The sequence below is a fragment of the Sphingobacterium thalpophilum genome (assembly GCF_901482695.1).
Classification (GTDB): Bacteria; Bacteroidota; Bacteroidia; order Sphingobacteriales; family Sphingobacteriaceae; genus Sphingobacterium; species Sphingobacterium thalpophilum.
The window spans coordinates 4,509,830-4,527,180 of the sequence record NZ_LR590484.1 but is presented as its reverse complement, the minus strand read 5'-3'; the positions used below and the strand labels follow the sequence as shown (position 1 = coordinate 4,527,180).

The following is a 17,351-nucleotide window of genomic DNA, read 5'->3' as shown; positions in this document are numbered from 1 at the left end:
GCTGTTGTATACATTTGAGCATCATTCCGGTGGTAATGCTGCCGGCACTGGCACCGGAACAATATGTGCCTGCAAAATCATTACAACAGGTACATGCAATCGTAAGTTATCGCCCCGTGATCACTTTACGGTGCTCCCTGCCCCACTCTGCGAGATTATCGATAATCGTTCGCAAGGTCTTGCCATACTCGGTCAACTGGTATACGACCGTGACGGGATGCGTGTCCAAAACGGTACGCGTCACCAGCTGGTTCATTTCCAGCTCTTTCAGTTCCTTGCTTAGCATTCGGTTGGATATACCATTGACATCATTCAGAATGTCCGAAAAACGTCGTTTATTGTAATAGCAGACCGCCGAGAGAATTGAGATTTTCCATTTTCCGTTTAAAACGTCCATCGCATCATGTACCGCCATGACCTGTTTCTTGCTGATCTCTTCATTGCATTTTATCTCTTCCATATGTTACCTGGTTACTCCAATGTTACTGTTACTTTTCGATACAAAGTTACTAAAATAAATAAATACAAACTACATTTGCTCCAGTAAATCAAAAACAATAAAAAAATGGATTACAGCGAAAAAAATGTCATTATTACCGGTGGCACCACTGGTATCGGGCTTGCCACCGCAGCCGCTTTTATTGATGCCGGCGCCGATGTCTGGATCACCGGAAGAAGCGAAGACAATTTGAAGAAGGCGGCCCAGAGCATCAATCATGACCGATTGCATACGGTCTTGTCCGATACGTCCAATCTCGCAGGAATCGATGCCCTGACAAATCACCTTGCGCAACAGGATATCAAAATTGATGTGCTTTTTCTCAATGCCGGCATCGCCACGTTCGCACCGATAGAACAGGCGACAGAAGCAGACTTTGATGCACAGTTTAACACCAACGTCAAGGGGCACTTTTTCACCTTACAGAAATTGATCCCACGGCTCCATAACGGTGCATCGGTCATCTTCACCTCATCGACGGTAGCCACAGCCTCCAATATCGGCACATCGGTATACTCGGCGACCAAAGGGGCCCTAAATAAAATCGCCCAGATAGCTGCCAATGAACTGGCGGACAGAAGAATCCGTGTGAACATCATCAGTCCGGGGCCGGTAGAAACACCTGGACTGGAAAATGCGGTACCGCAAGAAGCAATCGCCCATCTCGCTGCTGCGACCTCACTTCAACGTCTCGGAAAGCCTGAGGAAATAGCGAATACCGTACTATTTCTGGCCTCAGAAAAAGCGAGCTTTATCAATGGGGCTGAACTTCTGGCTGACGGCGGGTACATCACCTATGCGATGAAATAGTGTTATTGTAATACCTGTGGTAGTGCCAGCATTCCGCCACGTGATGGGGGATTGCTGGCATCACCCTTCTGCCCAGCCCCGGTTTACCACTCGATTTTATAACGAAAAAGCCAATCGTTGCCATTTGAGCCAAATAGGTTGACGAAGATCCGGATCATCCATTCCCTGAATAGCTGCATGGCCGGACCGACCACCAGTTTATCTTCGCCCCGTCGGCGCCCCTCCCTGACGATTCGCTCGACCCTGGGCCGCCGGCCATCCTCAAACTTCCGGAAGGCCAAGGCCAGCGACTTCTCGTCGCGCAGTAGTTTGGCCAGCAACATCGCATCCTCGAGCGCCAGCGAAGCCCCCTGTCCTGAATTCGGACTCACCGCATGGGCGGCATCGCCGATCAGCAGCAAACGATCCCTGTACCAGTTCGGAAGAAAGGGTACATCAAATACATTGATCCGCAGATAACTGTCAGCCTCCCGGATGATCTGGGGCACCGGACTGGCATAATTTCCGAAGGAATCGAGCAACAACCGCCGTTCGGCATTGCGGTCAAAATCATGCAGCTCTTCTCTGCTCCAGGGATGGTCGGCGGGAATATTCGTCCACCACATGATTTCCTGTTCATTGGCCCCTCCATAGCCAAAAAAACCGTCCTTTCCGAATACAAAATTCAGGTTATTGCTCTCTTGCGGTGCAATATAGGACAATTTGTTCCTGGCGATGAAGCCTCCCCGCGCAATGATTCCGGTAAACTGGGGCAATAGCGAGGGACATACCATACGTCGCACCTGGCTATGGACACCGTCTGCCCCCACCAAAAACAGGCCGGACACCTCAGTGCCGTCTTCAAAGCAGGCCCGCACCCCATGGGCCGGCTGATCGACCGAAAGCAGCTTTTTGTTGTAATGAACCTCTATGCCCTGCTCAAGCGCAGCAGCTTTCAAGCTATCCAGCAGGGCCTGCCGCCGGATATTGACTGCCGGATAAGCATATTTGCTGCTGTCTGAATATTTCATCCGTGCCAACGCAGATCCCTTCGCATTTTTAAACACACCGAAGCTTACTGGACAGCCCTTCTCCATGACCTCTCCCGCCAGGCCCAGCGCCGCCAGCACATACATTCCATTAGGAGCAATGTTCAGTCCGCCACCCATACTTTCCTGAGGCCCACGAAACTCAAATAATGCCGCTTTCAAACCGATTTTTTTGAGAAATAAGGCAAGGCCAATTCCGGCTATACCCGCACCGATGATGATCACTTTTCTGTTATTTTCCATGATGTAAAGAAAAATTAAGTTAATTTGCACTAAATAGTTTCATTTACTTTACCAAGTAAACATTTTACAAAGTAAAGCAAATTATGCTAATTTACCATACATGGCAACAGAAAAAATTCAACAGATAGGGGCTTTATTACGCGAAGTCAGTACGCAGGCCATCAAACGGAGCAATTTGGTTTCTGCCATTCTTGGCATCAATTCCACGGACCTTGAAGCGCTGGAAGTACTTATGCGTCTAGGGAAAGCGACCGCAGGCGTTCTGGCGGCGGAAACTGGCATTACGGGTGGCGCTGTCACCAAAATGGTGGACCGGCTCGAGAAAGCCGGCTTCATCCTCCGGGAGACTGATCCAAACGATCGCAGAAAGGTTTATATCACGCTTCATGTCAACAATCTGGAATCGAAGGTATTGCCCTTGTACCAGTCGTTGGTGGGGGCCGTCAACGCACTGCTGGATGAGTATAGCCCACAGGAACAACAGCTGATCATCAGTTTTCTGAGCAGATCGATACAGATCAACCGGGAGGATATGGAAAAACTGGCTGCAGAGCACTGAAAATTTACCGGCAGCTCCATTGGGCTGGCATGCCCCTAGCAGCAGCCCTACTGCACCGGATAATTTTCAAGCACATGGCCCAGCGCTTCGACTAGAAAATCGATAGCCGCCAGATCCATCGATGAAAATCCCAGCCGCAGGTGATTCAGTTGCGCAGCGTCGGCAAACACCATGCGCTCGTCAAAGGCCAATCCCTGTTTCCTGAGCTGGGCGGCCACCCGGCGTACGTCATAGTTATCCCCGAACCTGATCCAAATGGCCATTCCGCCTGCAGGCACATCAAAAAACAGGTAACGGCCTCGGTATACCTCCAATTTAGCGCAGAGATAATCCCGTCGCTCCTTATACAGCTTGACAGACCGCCGCAGATGCCGTTCCATAATTCCGCTCTCAAATAGTGTGCCCACGGCCTGCTCCTGCAGCACATCGCCCCGTATGTCCATATGTTTTCGGATATACGCCAGGGACAAAATCAGATCTTCGGTACCGATCACATATCCTAGCCGTAAAGAGGGCGAAAAATTTTTGGAGATACTTCCCACATAGATCACCTGTCCCTGATGATTATAACTTGCCATGGGCAAATGCGGAGCCGAAGAATAATGAAAGTCATAGTCGTAATCGTCTTCGATAATGACAAAATTGTACTGATGAGCCAAAGACAATAGTCGCAGGCGTCGTTGCGGGCTCAAGGCGACCGTCGTGGGATAATGGTGGTGGGGAATCACGTACACAGCTTTAACCCTTGTCGTGCGGCATACTTCCGCTATCTCGTCTACGTCGATACCGTTTTCGTCCACAGGGACATCGATCACCGTCGCTCCGTTCAGTACGAAGGCCGACCGGGCAAGCTCGTAGCCCGGCGAGCCGACAATAAACGTGTCTCCGGTATGGATCAGTGCCCGCGACGTCAGATACAGGCCCATTTGAGCACCATTGGTGATCAGGATATTGTCTTCGGACAGATGGAGGCCGCGGGAGTGAGCAAGGTGGGCCAGCAAGGCCTTCTTGAGAACCGAGCTCGCCAAGGCGGTTCCATAATTTGCTTTCCGTAAGTTATATTGGCGCCCGGTAACTGATCCCAGCTCCAGCAGCAGCCCCTTATAGGGAGCGATCCTCGGATCGGGCAATCCATCATCCAAAAATAACTGGCCCTCCTGCTGTACCTTCCTGACCTTGTTTTTATCGGCAGTCTTCAATGTCAGCGGAAAGCGACCAGCGAAGGCTGTATCCGCCCCTGCTTGCCCTGTAACGGCCGCCACCTGTATATCCGGGCTGATAAAGTAACCGCTTTTATACTTCGTACTTACCCAGCCCTGTAGCGTGAGTATTTCATAGGCGGCCACGATGGTCTTCCGATGGACGGCCAACGTGGCTGCCAGGGTACGTGTGCTCGGCAGCCGCATACCCGACTGTAGCTTTCCCGATTTCACCAGCTGAATAAGTGCTAGAGCAATCTGCTCATACACAGCTGGCTTACTATTGCGGTCGATCGGTATCAGTGTTTTAAACGGGAGCATCTGGACTACTATCTTTTTTCAATCTGTCCCCTAAAGATAGTCCAAAACCAGCTTATATTTGAAAATATATTTGAAAAAAATACCATGAAAAAGCGAGAATTTTTAAAAGACGTCGACACCAAGGCCTTTAAGGTCATGCTTGGATTTGAGCAGTATCTGTCCGAAAGCTCATTAAACAGGATTCACGCCGAGCTGATCAAGATCCGGGTCTCCCAGATAAATGGCTGCACCTATTGCATGGACAAACATATCCGGGATGCCCTGGCATATGGCGAAGATCCGCGGCGGATATTTGTACTGTCCCACTGGCGGGACACACCTTTCTTTTCGGAAGAAGAACAGGCTATCCTGGCTTTGACAGAACAGATCACACGCATTTCGGTTCACGGAGTGACTGATGAAGTGTACAACAGGGCACTGCTGCTTCTGGGCCAGCAGTATCTTACTGAAGTCATCATGGGCGTCATCGCAATGAATGCCTGGAACCGTATTGGAATCACCACAGGCCGCGAGCCGCAATGATCTTTTGACAGCACTACAATGAATACAGAAATAAACTATCAAGTAGGTTTTATACCTGCTTTGGAGCATATCACCGCCCTCTATGCCGCAGCCGGCTTAAAACGGCCCATCGACGATAAACAGCGAATGATGAAAATGTTTGCCAATTCCAATCTTTTGATCACCGCCTGGCAGGGAGAGCATCTGATCGGCATTGCGCGCTCCATGAATGACGGAGGCTTCTGCTGCTACCTGGCAGACCTGGCCGTACATCCCAGCTACCAGAAACGAGGCATCGGCAGACAGCTCATCCATTTGACCAAAGCTACGGCAGGCGATGACTGTTCACTCATCTGGTTGTCTGCTCCGGGTGCAATTTCCTATTATCATAAGATCGGGATTCAACAGCTTAAAAACGCTTTCGGGATCGACAGGCTCCATCCGATTTAAATGTGTCAGGCCAGCCACTAAACGCTGTTAAAATGTTCGCTTTCGTACAAAAAACGTTCGGGATCGAACATTTTCGCAGCGCACAAAATACATAAACAACACAATATCAATAAATTAAATTATTGGCAAACGAATTGGTTGGATTTCATAAATCCGACTACCATGCTTAAAAACTATATTAAAATTGCATTCCGGAACTTAAAGAACAACAAAGGCTTTACCGCCATCAATATTGTCGGGCTGGCCATTGGGATGGCGGCTTCGATAATGATTATGCTATGGGTGAAGAGCGAATTTGCCTTTGACCGCTTTTATACAAAGGCCGGACAGATTTATGCCGTTGGGCTAAAAGATGTTTGGGGCAGCGAAACGGTGCAGCATTTTTATACCCCCAAGCCCATGGCGGCAGCGTTAAAAACTGACTTTTCCGAAATCAGAAATATCAGCAGGGTCAACTCTGGCACTGGTTTTCTGCTGACCAAAGGTGAGATCAAGCTCGCAAGGGAACAGGGCGCATTTGTGGACAGTAGCTTTCTCAAGATGTTTGATTACAAGGTGCTCGCTGGAAATGCCACCGAAGCACTGAAAAGCCCCAATCAAATTGTGCTCACCAGAACTCTTGCCAAGCGCCTATTTGGAGCAGGTGAAGCCATCCATCAAACGGTTAAACTGGATAGCACTGCAATCGCAACGGTGGCCGCAATCATAGAAGATATCCCGGACAATTCCTTTATGAAAGGCATAAGTTATCTGGTTCCCTGGACGCTTATGGAGCAAATCGGCTATTCGGACAACTATTGGGGCAACAATTCCGTCCAGACCTATATCGAACTGGATAAAAACACCAATATCAGCCAGTTTGAAAAGCAGATTAAAGGCTTCCTTCAGAAACATACGGAAACCAAAGCCGAGAATTTTATTCAGCCTGTGGGCAATAAGTGGCTATACAGCAAGTTTACCAATATGGGAAAACCTACCACACCGCGGATCGGAATGGTACGTACCTTTATCGCCATCGCCTGTTTCATATTGATCATCGCCTGCATCAATTTCATGAACCTGAGTACCGCCCAGAGTGAAAGACGTGCCAAAGAGGTAGGTGTACGCAAAGTAATCGGAGCCAGTAAGCAATTATTGATCGGACAATTCTTAACCGAATCTATCTTAATTGCAGCGATTTCAGGCCTTTTGGCCATCCTGATCGTCCTGCTTGCCCTGCCGCACTACAGCAACCTGGTATCCAGGCAACTGCAGATCCCTTTCAGTGATATGACCTTCTGGTGCGCATTTATCGGATTTATCCTATTGACCGGAATACTATCCGGCAGTTATCCAGCCTTTTATTTGTCTTCATTCAGACCGGTAAAAGTGCTAAAGGGAAAACTGCTGCACATGCAGAGCAAGTTGAGCGCCAGAAAAATGCTGGTCATCTCCCAGTTCTGCATCGCCATCATCCTGATCATTACGACCATATCCATTCAGAAACAGATAAAATACGCACAGGATAGAGAAGTGGGGTACAACAAGGACCGACTGATCAACGTCATGGACCAGGGAAATATCCGTAAAAACAGCAGGCTGATAAAAAATGCGCTACTGTCCTCCGGCGTGGCGTCTCATGTCTCGAGAACCTCCTCTCCACTGACCGAAAACTGGAGCAACAACCCGATGCAATGGGCCGGCAAACCCGAATATGACAATACCATGTTTGCCCGGATCGGGGTCGATGACAACTTGGTCGGCACTGCTGGACTGCAGCTGATCGCCGGCCGCGATTTCGATCTCAGCAAATTCCCGACAGACTCTAGCGCCATGATCATCAACGAATCCGCAGCCAAGGTTTTCCATTTTGACAATCCGATCGGCAAGACCATTGTCGATGGCATCTCCTGGCATATCATCGGTGTCATCAAAGACTTTGTGCAGGAATCCCCATTTAATCCGGTCACCCCGCTGGTGATCCAGGGTGCCGCTTCAGGCACCAGTGTGACCAACATTCGATTGAACGATCGACTAGAAACACGCGACGCGCTTGCCAGCTTGGAGAAAATTTTTAAAGAATATAATCCCGACTATCCTTTCGAATATGTCTTTGTCGACGCCAAATATGCCGAAAAATTCAAAGATTTTGAACAATTGGGCAAGCTTTCCAGTCTTTTTGCGCTGCTGACGATTTTTATTTCCTGCCTTGGCCTTTATGGCCTGACCGCGTACATGGCTGAAAACAGGACCAAGGAAATTGGCGTGCGCAAAGTCCTGGGAGCTTCGGTCAGTTCGATCACTACGATGCTGTCCAGAGATTTTGTGCTGCTGGTACTGCTATCCTGCCTGATCGCATTTCCGATTGCTTATTATATCGCTGACCAGATGCTAAGCACCTACACGTATCGCATTCGTATCAGCTGGGATATTTTCGTGATTGCCGGGGCAGGTGCTGTTGCCCTGACATTGCTAACTGTCAGCTATCAATCGATCAAAGCTGCCCTGACCAACCCTGTCAAGAGTCTCCGCGACGAATAAAATAAGGGAGGAGCGCTTGACATCCGACTATTTAAACTATCAAGCGCTCCTCCTAAATAATCAACTCAGACAGCCCGCCTTTCTGCCGCAGGCTTAATTGACAAAAGTAACAAATTCAGCGAGATCAAGCCGCACCTTCTTGAGCTGGGCAAAGTGGTCATTCTCGGCATCTCGGTATCCCAAAGCTAATATGACAACCGACCGCAGCCCCTGCTCCCGCAGCTGCAGTAATGCGTCGAATTTCGTTGAATCAAATCCTTCCATCGGAGTGGAGTCTATTTTTAGTTCTGCAGCAGCTACTAAAGCAGTACCTAAAGCGATATACGCCTGTCGGGCGGCCCAGTTAAAGTTATCTTCTTCAGGCCTGGACAATATACCGCCCACTAAGGCAGCCTTGAAGTCGGCCAACGCCTCCTACCGGGACGCCACGTTCACGGGCGATACGTGCCATATAGTCATCGATCTGCTGTTCGGTGACTTTCTCGTAAGCAGCAAAAACCAATAAATGGGAGGACTGCGCTATCTGTACATTGAATGAACCTTCGCCCAGCTGCTCGCGAAGCTGTTCATTCTCCACCACGATGACGCGATACGGCTGTAAACCCGCGGATGAAGCCGAAAGATTGACGGCTTCCAGAATCTTATTTAAGTCTTCGGCAGCAACCTTTTGCTTACCGAATTTTTTTGTGGCATAACGCCATTCAAGATGTTTGATCGTGTTCATAGATAATTTCTTTATGCTGCAAAATTCGCGAATAATTGTTTACTTTTGTCATCAGGTGACAAAAAGTAATAGTGACAACGAGGTAACCATGGAAGAAATCACAACAACAGAAGAAACAAGCTTGAGCGAAGCGGTCACAGCAGTTACGCATGACTGCGCCTTGCCGGCACACGAATGCAAGAAAGCCATTATGGGTGTGCATGATGCGATGTATGTCCTGGGGGGCAAATGGAAAATTTATATTATTGCCGCCCTACTCTTCGGCCCCAAACGTTATTCAGACCTGTTACGTGACATCAACGGCATCTCGGGCAAGGTGCTCAGCCGTGAGCTCAAGGAAATGGAAACCAACCGTCTGCTGACCAGGACCGTGAGCGGTACAGCTCCACTGACAGTGACTTATGCACTTACTCCCTATGGCGAGTCCACCAAAGCGATTATTGGTATACTGGCCGAATGGGGCAAGTCCCACCGCAATTATATCATCAGCGAGCCACAGCGATAGTATTAGGGATTTATTCTACGGGATACACTCTTGATATCGAACTTATGTTTTTCTTTTTGCCGATATTTCCTCCGCTTTTGATAACTTCCCTATTGATCCACCTCACTTTGTCCAGGTCGAGCTTTTCCACCTGCCGGTCGTAGGTGACCAAACCGTTGATCTCATGCTCCACATCTGAAGTCTGGGTATAGATAGCGCTACTTAAGCCTCTGTATATCATCCGCTGTTCGATCTCGTTAAGCAGGTAAATGTATGTATCCGTCAATGTTTCCTTGTTAATCAATATTTCGTAGGCATTATTAGGCACCGGCCACATATGGTTGCGCACAAATAGTCCCTTTCCGCCAAATTCACCCAGGGAAGCTGCCCGCTTCTCGTCGGGGCGCGGAAATGCGTTGTCCTCCATCTTTCCGTAGTGGTGCATATCCACAAAGTCGCCGTTGCCGGGATCACCTTGCGCCGGTCGGTAGCCCGGTGCATAGTTGAACCCTGAATTGCCGTTCACGAGCCGTGTAGGATCATACGCTTTGGTCCAGTTGGTGATATCAGGCACCTCAAAGGCACCCCAATTCTCATTAAAAGGCACCCAGGTGACAATCGAAGGCACACTGATCAGCTGGTCCATCATCTGTTTGAGCTCATTCCTGAACTCCTGGCGCACAGCTACCGAATCGTTATCATCGGGATACCACAAGTTGGGCATATCCTGCCATACCATCATCCCGAGGCGGTCGCAATGATAGTACCAGCGCATCGGTTCGACTTTGATATGCTTGCGGATCACGTTGAAACCTGCCCTTTTGGCCAGCTGAATATCGTACAGCAGCGCCTGCTCCGTCGGCGCTGTAAAGATCCCGTCCGGCCAGTAACCCTGGTCCAGCACGCCGATCTGAAACTGAAACTTGCCATTTAACAGCGTCCTGTTAACACCGTCTACCTTGCCAATGCTGATGGAACGCATAGCGAAGTAAGACTCTATCTGGTCCACGATACGTCCTTGTTTATCTTGCAGTTGTATCTTCAGATCATATAAAAAAGGGTCATCCGGAGTCCACAGATGCGGATTGCGGACAGGTAGAAAAAATGAGGCGTTGTCCACACCTTCTGCCCTGCCGACCTGCGTTATACCATCATGTGCCGTAGCCACCACGTTTAGCCGTTCTCCAGTGGTCAATGCGGTTATCTGCAACCGGCTATTCTTTAGATCAGGAATCAGCTTTAATTGAGTAATATGCTCTTTTCGTACTGGCTCCATCCACACGGTCTGCCATATGCCCGAACTGAAGGTGTAGTCGCCCTTATCACCATTTTTGCCCGAAGGTGTCTTGCCATCGTTAGCATCATAGGCCCCCACCACCAAACTGTTGTCGCCAGGCTTTAGGAAGTCCGAAATGTCCACACTAAAGGCATGATATCCACCCTTATGGTCCCCGGCCTTTTTGCCGTTGACAAAAATAACAGCGTACTGGTCCACAGCACCAAAATGCAATAAGATACGGCTGCCTTTCCATGTCGGCGGAATCACGATATTACGCCTATACCACAGAAACTGCTCGCCGCCGCGGGCTATGCCTGACAGCTCCGCCTCAGGGGCAAAGGGTACCCGTATCTTTTCCGTTCTGGCAGGAAAATCCGGAGCCATGGTGGCTGTCCGCGGATCCTGCTGTAACCTGCCGCCCATATAGTCCCAGAGGCCATTGAGATTTTGCCATTCCCTGCGCTTCATCTGCGGCCGCGGATATTCGGGCAATGGTGTATTTGCCGTCAGCGCCTCCTGTGTCCACGGTGTGGGCAGCGTAAAGTCCGCTAAGGATTGAGTCCGTGCATGCGCTGTCACCAGCAATGCCATTAAGATCGCCCAGAAACGAAAGTTGGTGCTTGTCATCATTCTATCAGGTTTGGTTTGTTTATACGCTTGTTTGTACCGCTCATAAGCGTGCTAAATTGATTTATTAAATTGACCAAAAGTATCTTCTCGTCACTACTTCGCGTCAATCATGCTCATGGTATCGGGTTTACTAGTACAAAGATGTCATTTAAAACTTTTACAGGGCATAAATGAACAATAATATTACAAATTCAGCCGCGATACCCAAACAGGCAGCCTTAGCCACATTAAGCTTATGAAAACTGTATCCCACATGATCTTCCCGTCCTACCGGTAGTGGAATTTTCGTAAAAATTGGACAGTTATTTTACGAAAAAGTTATATTTGTGTGATTAAATGATGAACTTTGGTAAAAAAATGCCTGATTTCACATAGTTCGCCTTTGAAAAACACACCTAAATAAGTATGCAGGACAGCGAATACGCCACACTATCCGACGGGATTCTGGTCGATCTGATTCGCCGGGATGACGAGAGAGCTTTCTCTGTCATTTACAAGCGTTACAGTGTTCCTTTGTACATTCATGCCAATAGATTTATCCGCGACCGTGAGGAAACAAAAGACATCCTGCAAAAAGTCTTCGTTAAAATCTGGGATATCCGCGGCAAGCTGCCAGCGGATATCAAGCTATCTTCCTATCTGTATCAGGTCGTGAAAAATGAATTAATTAATCATATTTCTCATAGCAAAGTAGTGGACAGATACCTGGATAGCATGTCATCCTTCGCCGTCAGCTATGTTTCGGACACAGACCATGCAATCCGCGAAAAACAGCTGCAGGCGATCATTGAAAGAGAAATTGAGAATCTTCCTGAAAAGATGCGTGAAATATTTCAGTTGAGCCGTACCCATTATTTGAGCCACAGGGAGATTGCCGAAAAACTTGGCATCAGTGAAAAAACCGTAAAAAATCAGATTTCAAACGCGCTAAAATTATTGCGCAACAAGCTGCCTCTGCTCTTATTTATTCTTGCATTTTTTCCAGACAGGCCCTAACGGTCAGATTTTTTAAAAAAATTTCACTTTCATCCGGGACCTGCGCCGCACTTAACTGTTATACAGCAAAACAACAACGCAAAAAACGTGAGAGAACCGTTAAACATAGATAACGACCTACTGAAAAGATACACCAAGGGCCAATGTACCGATAGTGAGGCAGCTTTTATCGAAGACTGGTACATCGCTCATGCTGAACAGCTTCCAGACTTCGATCTGAGTACGCCGGAGCTGCAGGCAGATATTGCAGACAGCTGGACCCGCATCCATACTCACATACGTTCTCCGAAACAATCCCATACTGCATGGCGAAAATGGATTGCCGCGGCAGCCTCCATAGCCATTATCGGATTCGCTTCATACTACCTGTCTGTTGAGCAAAAGCCCACATCTAAATATCAGGACAGTTCGATCCAAACCACAGCTGACAAACAATCATCAACCGCCCGCGAGCATACAGCAGCCATACACCCAGCGAGCAGCGGTGCAGTCTTACAGTTGTCAAATGGGGAACAGATTGCACTAAATCGCAGTAATGGGTCTTCCAGTCGCAAGGATCACGATATCCTCATCGACTGGAGTGACACCGACCAGCTCGTTTACCAGACAGACGGGTCAAAGAATGCCTCCCGGGCGATGTTGAGCAACACGCTCATCGTTCCCAAAGGATATACTTACAAGATCGTGCTGGCAGATGGTACACGGGTAACGCTTAATGCAGACAGCAAGCTGATCTTTCCGATACAGTTTACGGGCAGCACACGCGAAGTGACGCTGGAAGGTGAAGGCTATTTCGAGGTCAGCAAGCGTCAGATCAGCTCTGGTGGCCGGATGATCAAACAGGAATTTATCGTCCATGCAGGCCAAAATGCAGTGCAGGTTCTGGGCACCAAATTCAACGTTAAGGCCTATAAGGAAGACAAACAGAATAGCTTTACCCTGGAGGAAGGCTCTATCGCGTTGAACAATCCGGCCAATCCGGCACCGATAATTCTCAAGCCCGGCCAGAAAATTGTACAGACCGGCAAAGAATTCGAACTTCTGGAAGTCGATCTTTCCAAAGATCTCTCCTGGAAAAACGGCGATTTTTACTTTGATTCTGCCTCCGTCCAAGAGATCATGGACCAGATATCCCGTTGGTACAATATTGAAGTAGAATACCTCGGCCCCGTCGGACAGCAGCGTTATATCAGTACCATATCCCGAAAGAAGACTTTACAACAAGTACTGGAAATACTGGAAACCACTACAGGAATCAAATTTGATATCCGCAACAACGAAAAAGAAAGGAGGCTGATGGTCATACCCTAACAAACCAAACACCTGTGGTTTCAAAAAATCTAGAGGCGTTGCACCGCCCCTAGAATTGATTTTTTGAATTCACGCCTAGCATTTATTACGAAAATTATGAACTGCATGACATGTCTCCTTGTCAAGAGGGACATGTATGTCCAAAAATCAACAAACAAATGTATCAATATTTTTTTGCTAACGAAAAGTATAAGGTAAATCAACCGATCCACAGACCGCCTGTCTTTTCCAATTTTATAATCAAATTGCTTATGCGATTTCAATTATTCTGCATTTTGTTTTTGGTTTTGTTTTTACAAACCGCCACAGCCCTGCACGGCCAAAACAAAATTAACCTAAATGTCAAGCGAGCCAGCTTAGAAGAAATTCTTCAACAAGTGCGGTCGCAGACCGGATACGATTACGTGATCCGTCCCGAACACAACAGATCGTTCTCACCTTTAACCATTAGCTTAAACGATCTGGAGCTTTCGGAAGTGCTCGGACTCTGTTTTCAGGGACAGCCGTTAGGCTTTATCGTCCGCAACAACACGATCATCGTGACGGACAGCCAACAACAACGGACAATCAATGGTATCGTGACGGATACGCAACAGAAGCCACTTGCGGGTGCTACTGTCCGTATAAAAGGCACCCATAATCAGACACTGACCAACAGCAAAGGAGTATTCGTCCTGGCCAATGTGCCCAGCAATGCTGTTCTTGAAATCAGCTATCTGGGATACGAACTGCGTCAGATCGACCTCAGCGGCACCGCAGCCAGCAACCTAGGCCCCTTATTTGTCCTCAAACCGCAGATCGCGGCTTTAGATGAGGTATCCGTCATGGCCAACACCGGTTACCAGAAACTTGATCCGGGCAAAACCACAGGCTCGCTTGTGGTCATCGATGAAAAGAAAATTCAGCAAAGTCCCGCGTTGAGCTTAATGGAGCGGCTCGAGGGGCAGATACCGGGCGTTCAGTTTGACACCAAAACCCATAATATCCTGGTGCGTTCACCCAATACGTTTTCAGGTTCGACAAGTACGCCGCTGATTGTCATCGACGGCTTTCCGGCCATGGAACAACAGCTGACTGCCAATCCAACGGGCTCTGGCAATCGCCTTTCGGCCACGGGCAGCAGCGCGGGCATACTCAACAATTTCAATCCCGATGACATCGCCAGCATCACTGTCCTGAAGGATGCAGCAGCGGCTTCGATCTGGGGATCCAGGGCAGCCAATGGGGTTATTGTAATCGAAACGAAAGCTGGTAAAATGGGCAAAAACAGTATCCATTTCTCTTCGATTTTCGGGACCTCCGCCCCGCCCAGCCTGCACGATCTGCGCACTATGAACGCCGCTGAATATATCGATTTCGAAAAAGAAATGTTTGACAACAACTTCTACTACGATCCGACTTCAGGCTGGCGGGCCCCCAACAGATCCGACGCCATCATGACCATGTTCCGTGCCAAACGGGGAGAGATCAGCCTCGCTGAGCAAAACACCATACTCAGCCAGCTGGCACAGACCGACAACCGACAGCAAATCCGAAATGAACTGCTGCAGGCGGCTCAGAATCAACAGTACAACCTGTCTTTTAATGGAGCCGTACAGGGCGCCCGTTATTATGCCTCTGCGGTATATTCTAAAGACAGGCCCATATACCGTGAAAACAATACCAATAATATGTCGTTGACATTCAATGTCGAAAACAGTTATTTTAACCAAAGACTTAAAGTAGCTCTGGGCATCAATCATACCATTCAGAAAAGCAATGTAAACGGTGCTGCGATCCGCGCCATCAGTCCCGGGACTTATGGCCTCACGCCCTACAATCTGCTGCTGGATCAGAATGGGCAGCGCATCAGCCGCTATTATGCTTTCACACCAGCCGTTGCGCAAGAGCGCTTCGAAAGCCAGGGTTATCTGCCCTGGTCATATAATCACATCGACGAACTCACGCAGAGCAATGATCATTACGACAACAACCTGACCCGCTTCACAGGGCAGTTGTCCTATCGTGCCTATAGCTGGCTGAACGCAACATTATCGGGTTCTTATCAGAAAGGGCTACGCAATATGCAGAGCCTGCGCGACAAAAACAGTTATGAGATGCGCGACCTCATCAATACCGGCACCACAATAAATAGCGACGGAAAGCTGATATATGGAGTTCCACTAGGCGGTAAATATGTCACCTCAAACAACAAAATGGACGACTATTCGCTACGTTTTCAGCTCGATGGCTCCAAAACATTCCACGATATTCATCAAGTTGACGTATTTGCCGGTAGTGAAATCCGTCAGAGTCAGGCAATGGGTTATCTGCAGACACGGTATGGATTCGACAAAGATACCTACCAGTCCACGGTTATCAATCCAACAGTTCCCTATAAAGATATATATGGAGGCAGCAAAACGCTGAATATACAAGATGCACCGATCAATATTGACCGCATCCGCTATCTGAGCTATTACGCCAATGCGGGATACACCCTCCTTTCGAAGTACTTTCTAAGCAGCAGCATACGCTTTGACGATGCTACCATCATCGGCGTAGACCGGTCCAAACGTGCAAAGCCTTTCTGGTCTGCGGGGCTACGCTGGGATCTGCACAAAGAGAACTTCATGAAAACCATCCCCTGGATCAATATGCTGAGCTGGCGCGGTAGTATCGGTACCGGCGGCTCAGTCCCAAAAGACGGCACTTCATTCACCCTGTATTCGGCTTCAATAACCGATTTCTTCACCCAGCTTCCCACCGGCTCTATTGTGATTCCGGCCAATCAGATGCTGGGCTGGGAAACCACACGGACATTCAACACAGGGCTTGATCTCACCGCCATAAACAACAGGCTCACCATTAACCTCGATTACTACAGCAAAAGGTCTTACGGAATCGTTGCTTCAGTGCCCTACAACTCTACCTACGGCTGGTCCAGCCTGTCCTTCAACACCTCCAATATGAAAAGCCATGGTATAGATATCAATATCCAGGGGCAGATCGTGCAGAAGGCCGGCTGGCAGTGGAATAGTGCACTTAATCTCTCGTACAGCGACAATAAAGTGACCGACGATCGTTTTCCGAATACACTCAAGACGCCAGAGCAGACATCTACACCGATCGAGGGCTACCCCATTGATCAGCTCTTTGCCTACCGCTGGGCAGGCCTTGATAACAAAGGTAGATCGCAAATCCGCGATGGACAGGGCAATATCCTGGATTCAGAAACGTCCACAGACGATTTTAGCCCTGCGGACCTGCTTTATATGGGCCGCATGAGCGCTCCCTACTTTGGCGGCTGGACCAACACCCTGTCCTACAAAAATTTCACATTTACAGCACGTATGACTATGAAATTTGGACACAAAGTCCGCTGGAGGGAGGTCAACTCCACACAATACCCCAGCAATACAGCAGGCTTTGATGGATATCTGCCCAATAGCAAGGCCTTGGTAGACCGGTGGCGACAGCCCGGAGACGAAGCCCATACCGATATTCCCGGCGTCATCCATACCAATATCAATAGTATACAGCGCTTTGAACTTGCAGATATCAACGTGATTGACGCCAGCCACATCCGCCTGCAGATGCTTTCCTTAAATTATAGCTTTCCGGCCAGTATGCTGGGCAACAACAGGACCATCAAATCGCTGAGTATTGGTGCCACTGCAACCAACCTGGGGCTTTTCTGGAAAAAGACCGGACGCGATGTAGACCCAGAGTATATGTTTGACGGCAGCTACAGCAGCATGCCACCGGTCACAAGTTATGTATTCCGCGTTAATATGGGTTTTTAATTACTATGATGA

General features: G+C 48.6%; 15 protein-coding genes. 9 read left to right on the top strand and 6 right to left on the bottom strand.

All coding sequences use genetic code 11. From position 1 onward, the window contains the following. Positions 1–106 precede the first annotated feature (106 nt). Complete coding sequence (locus tag FGL37_RS18855; protein WP_028070867.1) at positions 107–460, bottom strand: winged helix-turn-helix transcriptional regulator; 354 nt, start codon at positions 458–460, stop codon at positions 107–109. A 105-nt stretch (positions 461–565) separates the two neighbouring features. Here FGL37_RS18855 and FGL37_RS18850 point away from each other — a divergent pair, with 105 nt between their 5' ends. Continuing rightward, the gene (locus FGL37_RS18850; protein WP_028070868.1) at positions 566–1,309 is read left to right on the top strand and encodes an SDR family oxidoreductase; all 744 of its coding nucleotides are present in this window, start codon (positions 566–568) and stop codon (positions 1,307–1,309) included. 83 nt (positions 1,310–1,392) lie between these two features. Here FGL37_RS18850 and FGL37_RS18845 read toward each other — a convergent pair whose 3' ends face one another. Continuing rightward, the gene (locus tag FGL37_RS18845; protein WP_051607101.1) at positions 1,393–2,580 is read right to left on the bottom strand and encodes an FAD-dependent oxidoreductase; all 1,188 of its coding nucleotides are present in this window, start codon (positions 2,578–2,580) and stop codon (positions 1,393–1,395) included. 100 nt (positions 2,581–2,680) lie between these two features. Between FGL37_RS18845 and FGL37_RS18840 the strand changes: the two genes are divergently transcribed. Next, positions 2,681–3,139: a MarR family winged helix-turn-helix transcriptional regulator gene (locus FGL37_RS18840; RefSeq protein WP_028070869.1), complete on the top strand. Its 459-nt coding sequence runs from the start codon at positions 2,681–2,683 to the stop codon at positions 3,137–3,139. A gap of 47 nt (positions 3,140–3,186) precedes the next feature. On the opposite strand, the gene FGL37_RS18835 is transcribed toward FGL37_RS18840, so the two are convergent. After that, positions 3,187–4,659: an aminotransferase-like domain-containing protein gene (locus tag FGL37_RS18835; RefSeq protein WP_028070870.1), complete on the bottom strand. Its 1,473-nt coding sequence runs from the start codon at positions 4,657–4,659 to the stop codon at positions 3,187–3,189. 84 nt (positions 4,660–4,743) lie between these two features. On the opposite strand from FGL37_RS18835, the gene FGL37_RS18830 reads away from it, so the two are divergent. From FGL37_RS18830 to FGL37_RS18820, 3 genes are all read left to right on the top strand, one after another. Continuing rightward, positions 4,744–5,181, top strand: coding sequence for a carboxymuconolactone decarboxylase family protein (locus tag FGL37_RS18830; protein WP_028070871.1), 438 nt, complete (start codon positions 4,744–4,746; stop codon positions 5,179–5,181). Positions 5,182–5,199: 18 nt separating this feature from the next. Next, positions 5,200–5,610 carry a GNAT family N-acetyltransferase gene (locus tag FGL37_RS18825; protein ID WP_051607103.1) on the top strand — a complete coding sequence of 137 codons (411 nt, stop codon included), beginning with the start codon at positions 5,200–5,202 and terminating at the stop codon, positions 5,608–5,610. 162 nt (positions 5,611–5,772) lie between these two features. Continuing rightward, positions 5,773–8,130: an ABC transporter permease gene (locus FGL37_RS18820; RefSeq protein WP_028070873.1), complete on the top strand. Its 2,358-nt coding sequence runs from the start codon at positions 5,773–5,775 to the stop codon at positions 8,128–8,130. A gap of 93 nt (positions 8,131–8,223) precedes the next feature. Here the strand turns inward: FGL37_RS18820 and FGL37_RS25955 are convergent, their stop codons facing one another. After that, positions 8,224–8,514: a nitroreductase family protein gene (locus FGL37_RS25955; protein WP_262709471.1), complete on the bottom strand. Its 291-nt coding sequence runs from the start codon at positions 8,512–8,514 to the stop codon at positions 8,224–8,226. After that, on the bottom strand, positions 8,489–8,854 hold the full coding sequence (locus FGL37_RS25950; RefSeq protein WP_262709470.1) for a nitroreductase family protein: 366 nt from the start codon (positions 8,852–8,854) through the stop codon (positions 8,489–8,491). The genes FGL37_RS25955 and FGL37_RS25950 overlap by 26 nt, the downstream gene beginning before the upstream one ends. A 55-nt stretch (positions 8,855–8,909) precedes the next feature. On the opposite strand from FGL37_RS25950, the gene FGL37_RS18810 reads away from it, so the two are divergent. Continuing rightward, positions 8,910–9,359: a winged helix-turn-helix transcriptional regulator gene (locus FGL37_RS18810; protein WP_232048736.1), complete on the top strand. Its 450-nt coding sequence runs from the start codon at positions 8,910–8,912 to the stop codon at positions 9,357–9,359. A 10-nt stretch (positions 9,360–9,369) separates the two neighbouring features. Here FGL37_RS18810 and FGL37_RS18805 read toward each other — a convergent pair whose 3' ends face one another. Next, entirely contained in the window at positions 9,370–11,247 is a 1,878-nt protein-coding gene (locus tag FGL37_RS18805; RefSeq protein ID WP_081817925.1) for a glycoside hydrolase family 2 protein, read from the bottom strand. Between the two features lie 405 nt (positions 11,248–11,652). On the opposite strand from FGL37_RS18805, the gene FGL37_RS18800 reads away from it, so the two are divergent. The 3 genes from FGL37_RS18800 (at position 11,653) to FGL37_RS18790 (ending at position 17,339) form a co-directional block, all read left to right on the top strand. Then, positions 11,653–12,243, top strand: coding sequence for an RNA polymerase sigma-70 factor (locus FGL37_RS18800; protein ID WP_028070874.1), 591 nt, complete (start codon positions 11,653–11,655; stop codon positions 12,241–12,243). An 87-nt stretch (positions 12,244–12,330) separates the two neighbouring features. After that, entirely contained in the window at positions 12,331–13,554 is a 1,224-nt protein-coding gene (locus FGL37_RS18795) for a FecR family protein (protein WP_028070875.1), read from the top strand. Positions 13,555–13,805: 251 nt separating this feature from the next. Beyond that, on the top strand, positions 13,806–17,339 hold the full coding sequence (locus tag FGL37_RS18790; protein ID WP_160169513.1) for a SusC/RagA family TonB-linked outer membrane protein: 3,534 nt from the start codon (positions 13,806–13,808) through the stop codon (positions 17,337–17,339). Positions 17,340–17,351: the final 12 nt, after the last annotated feature.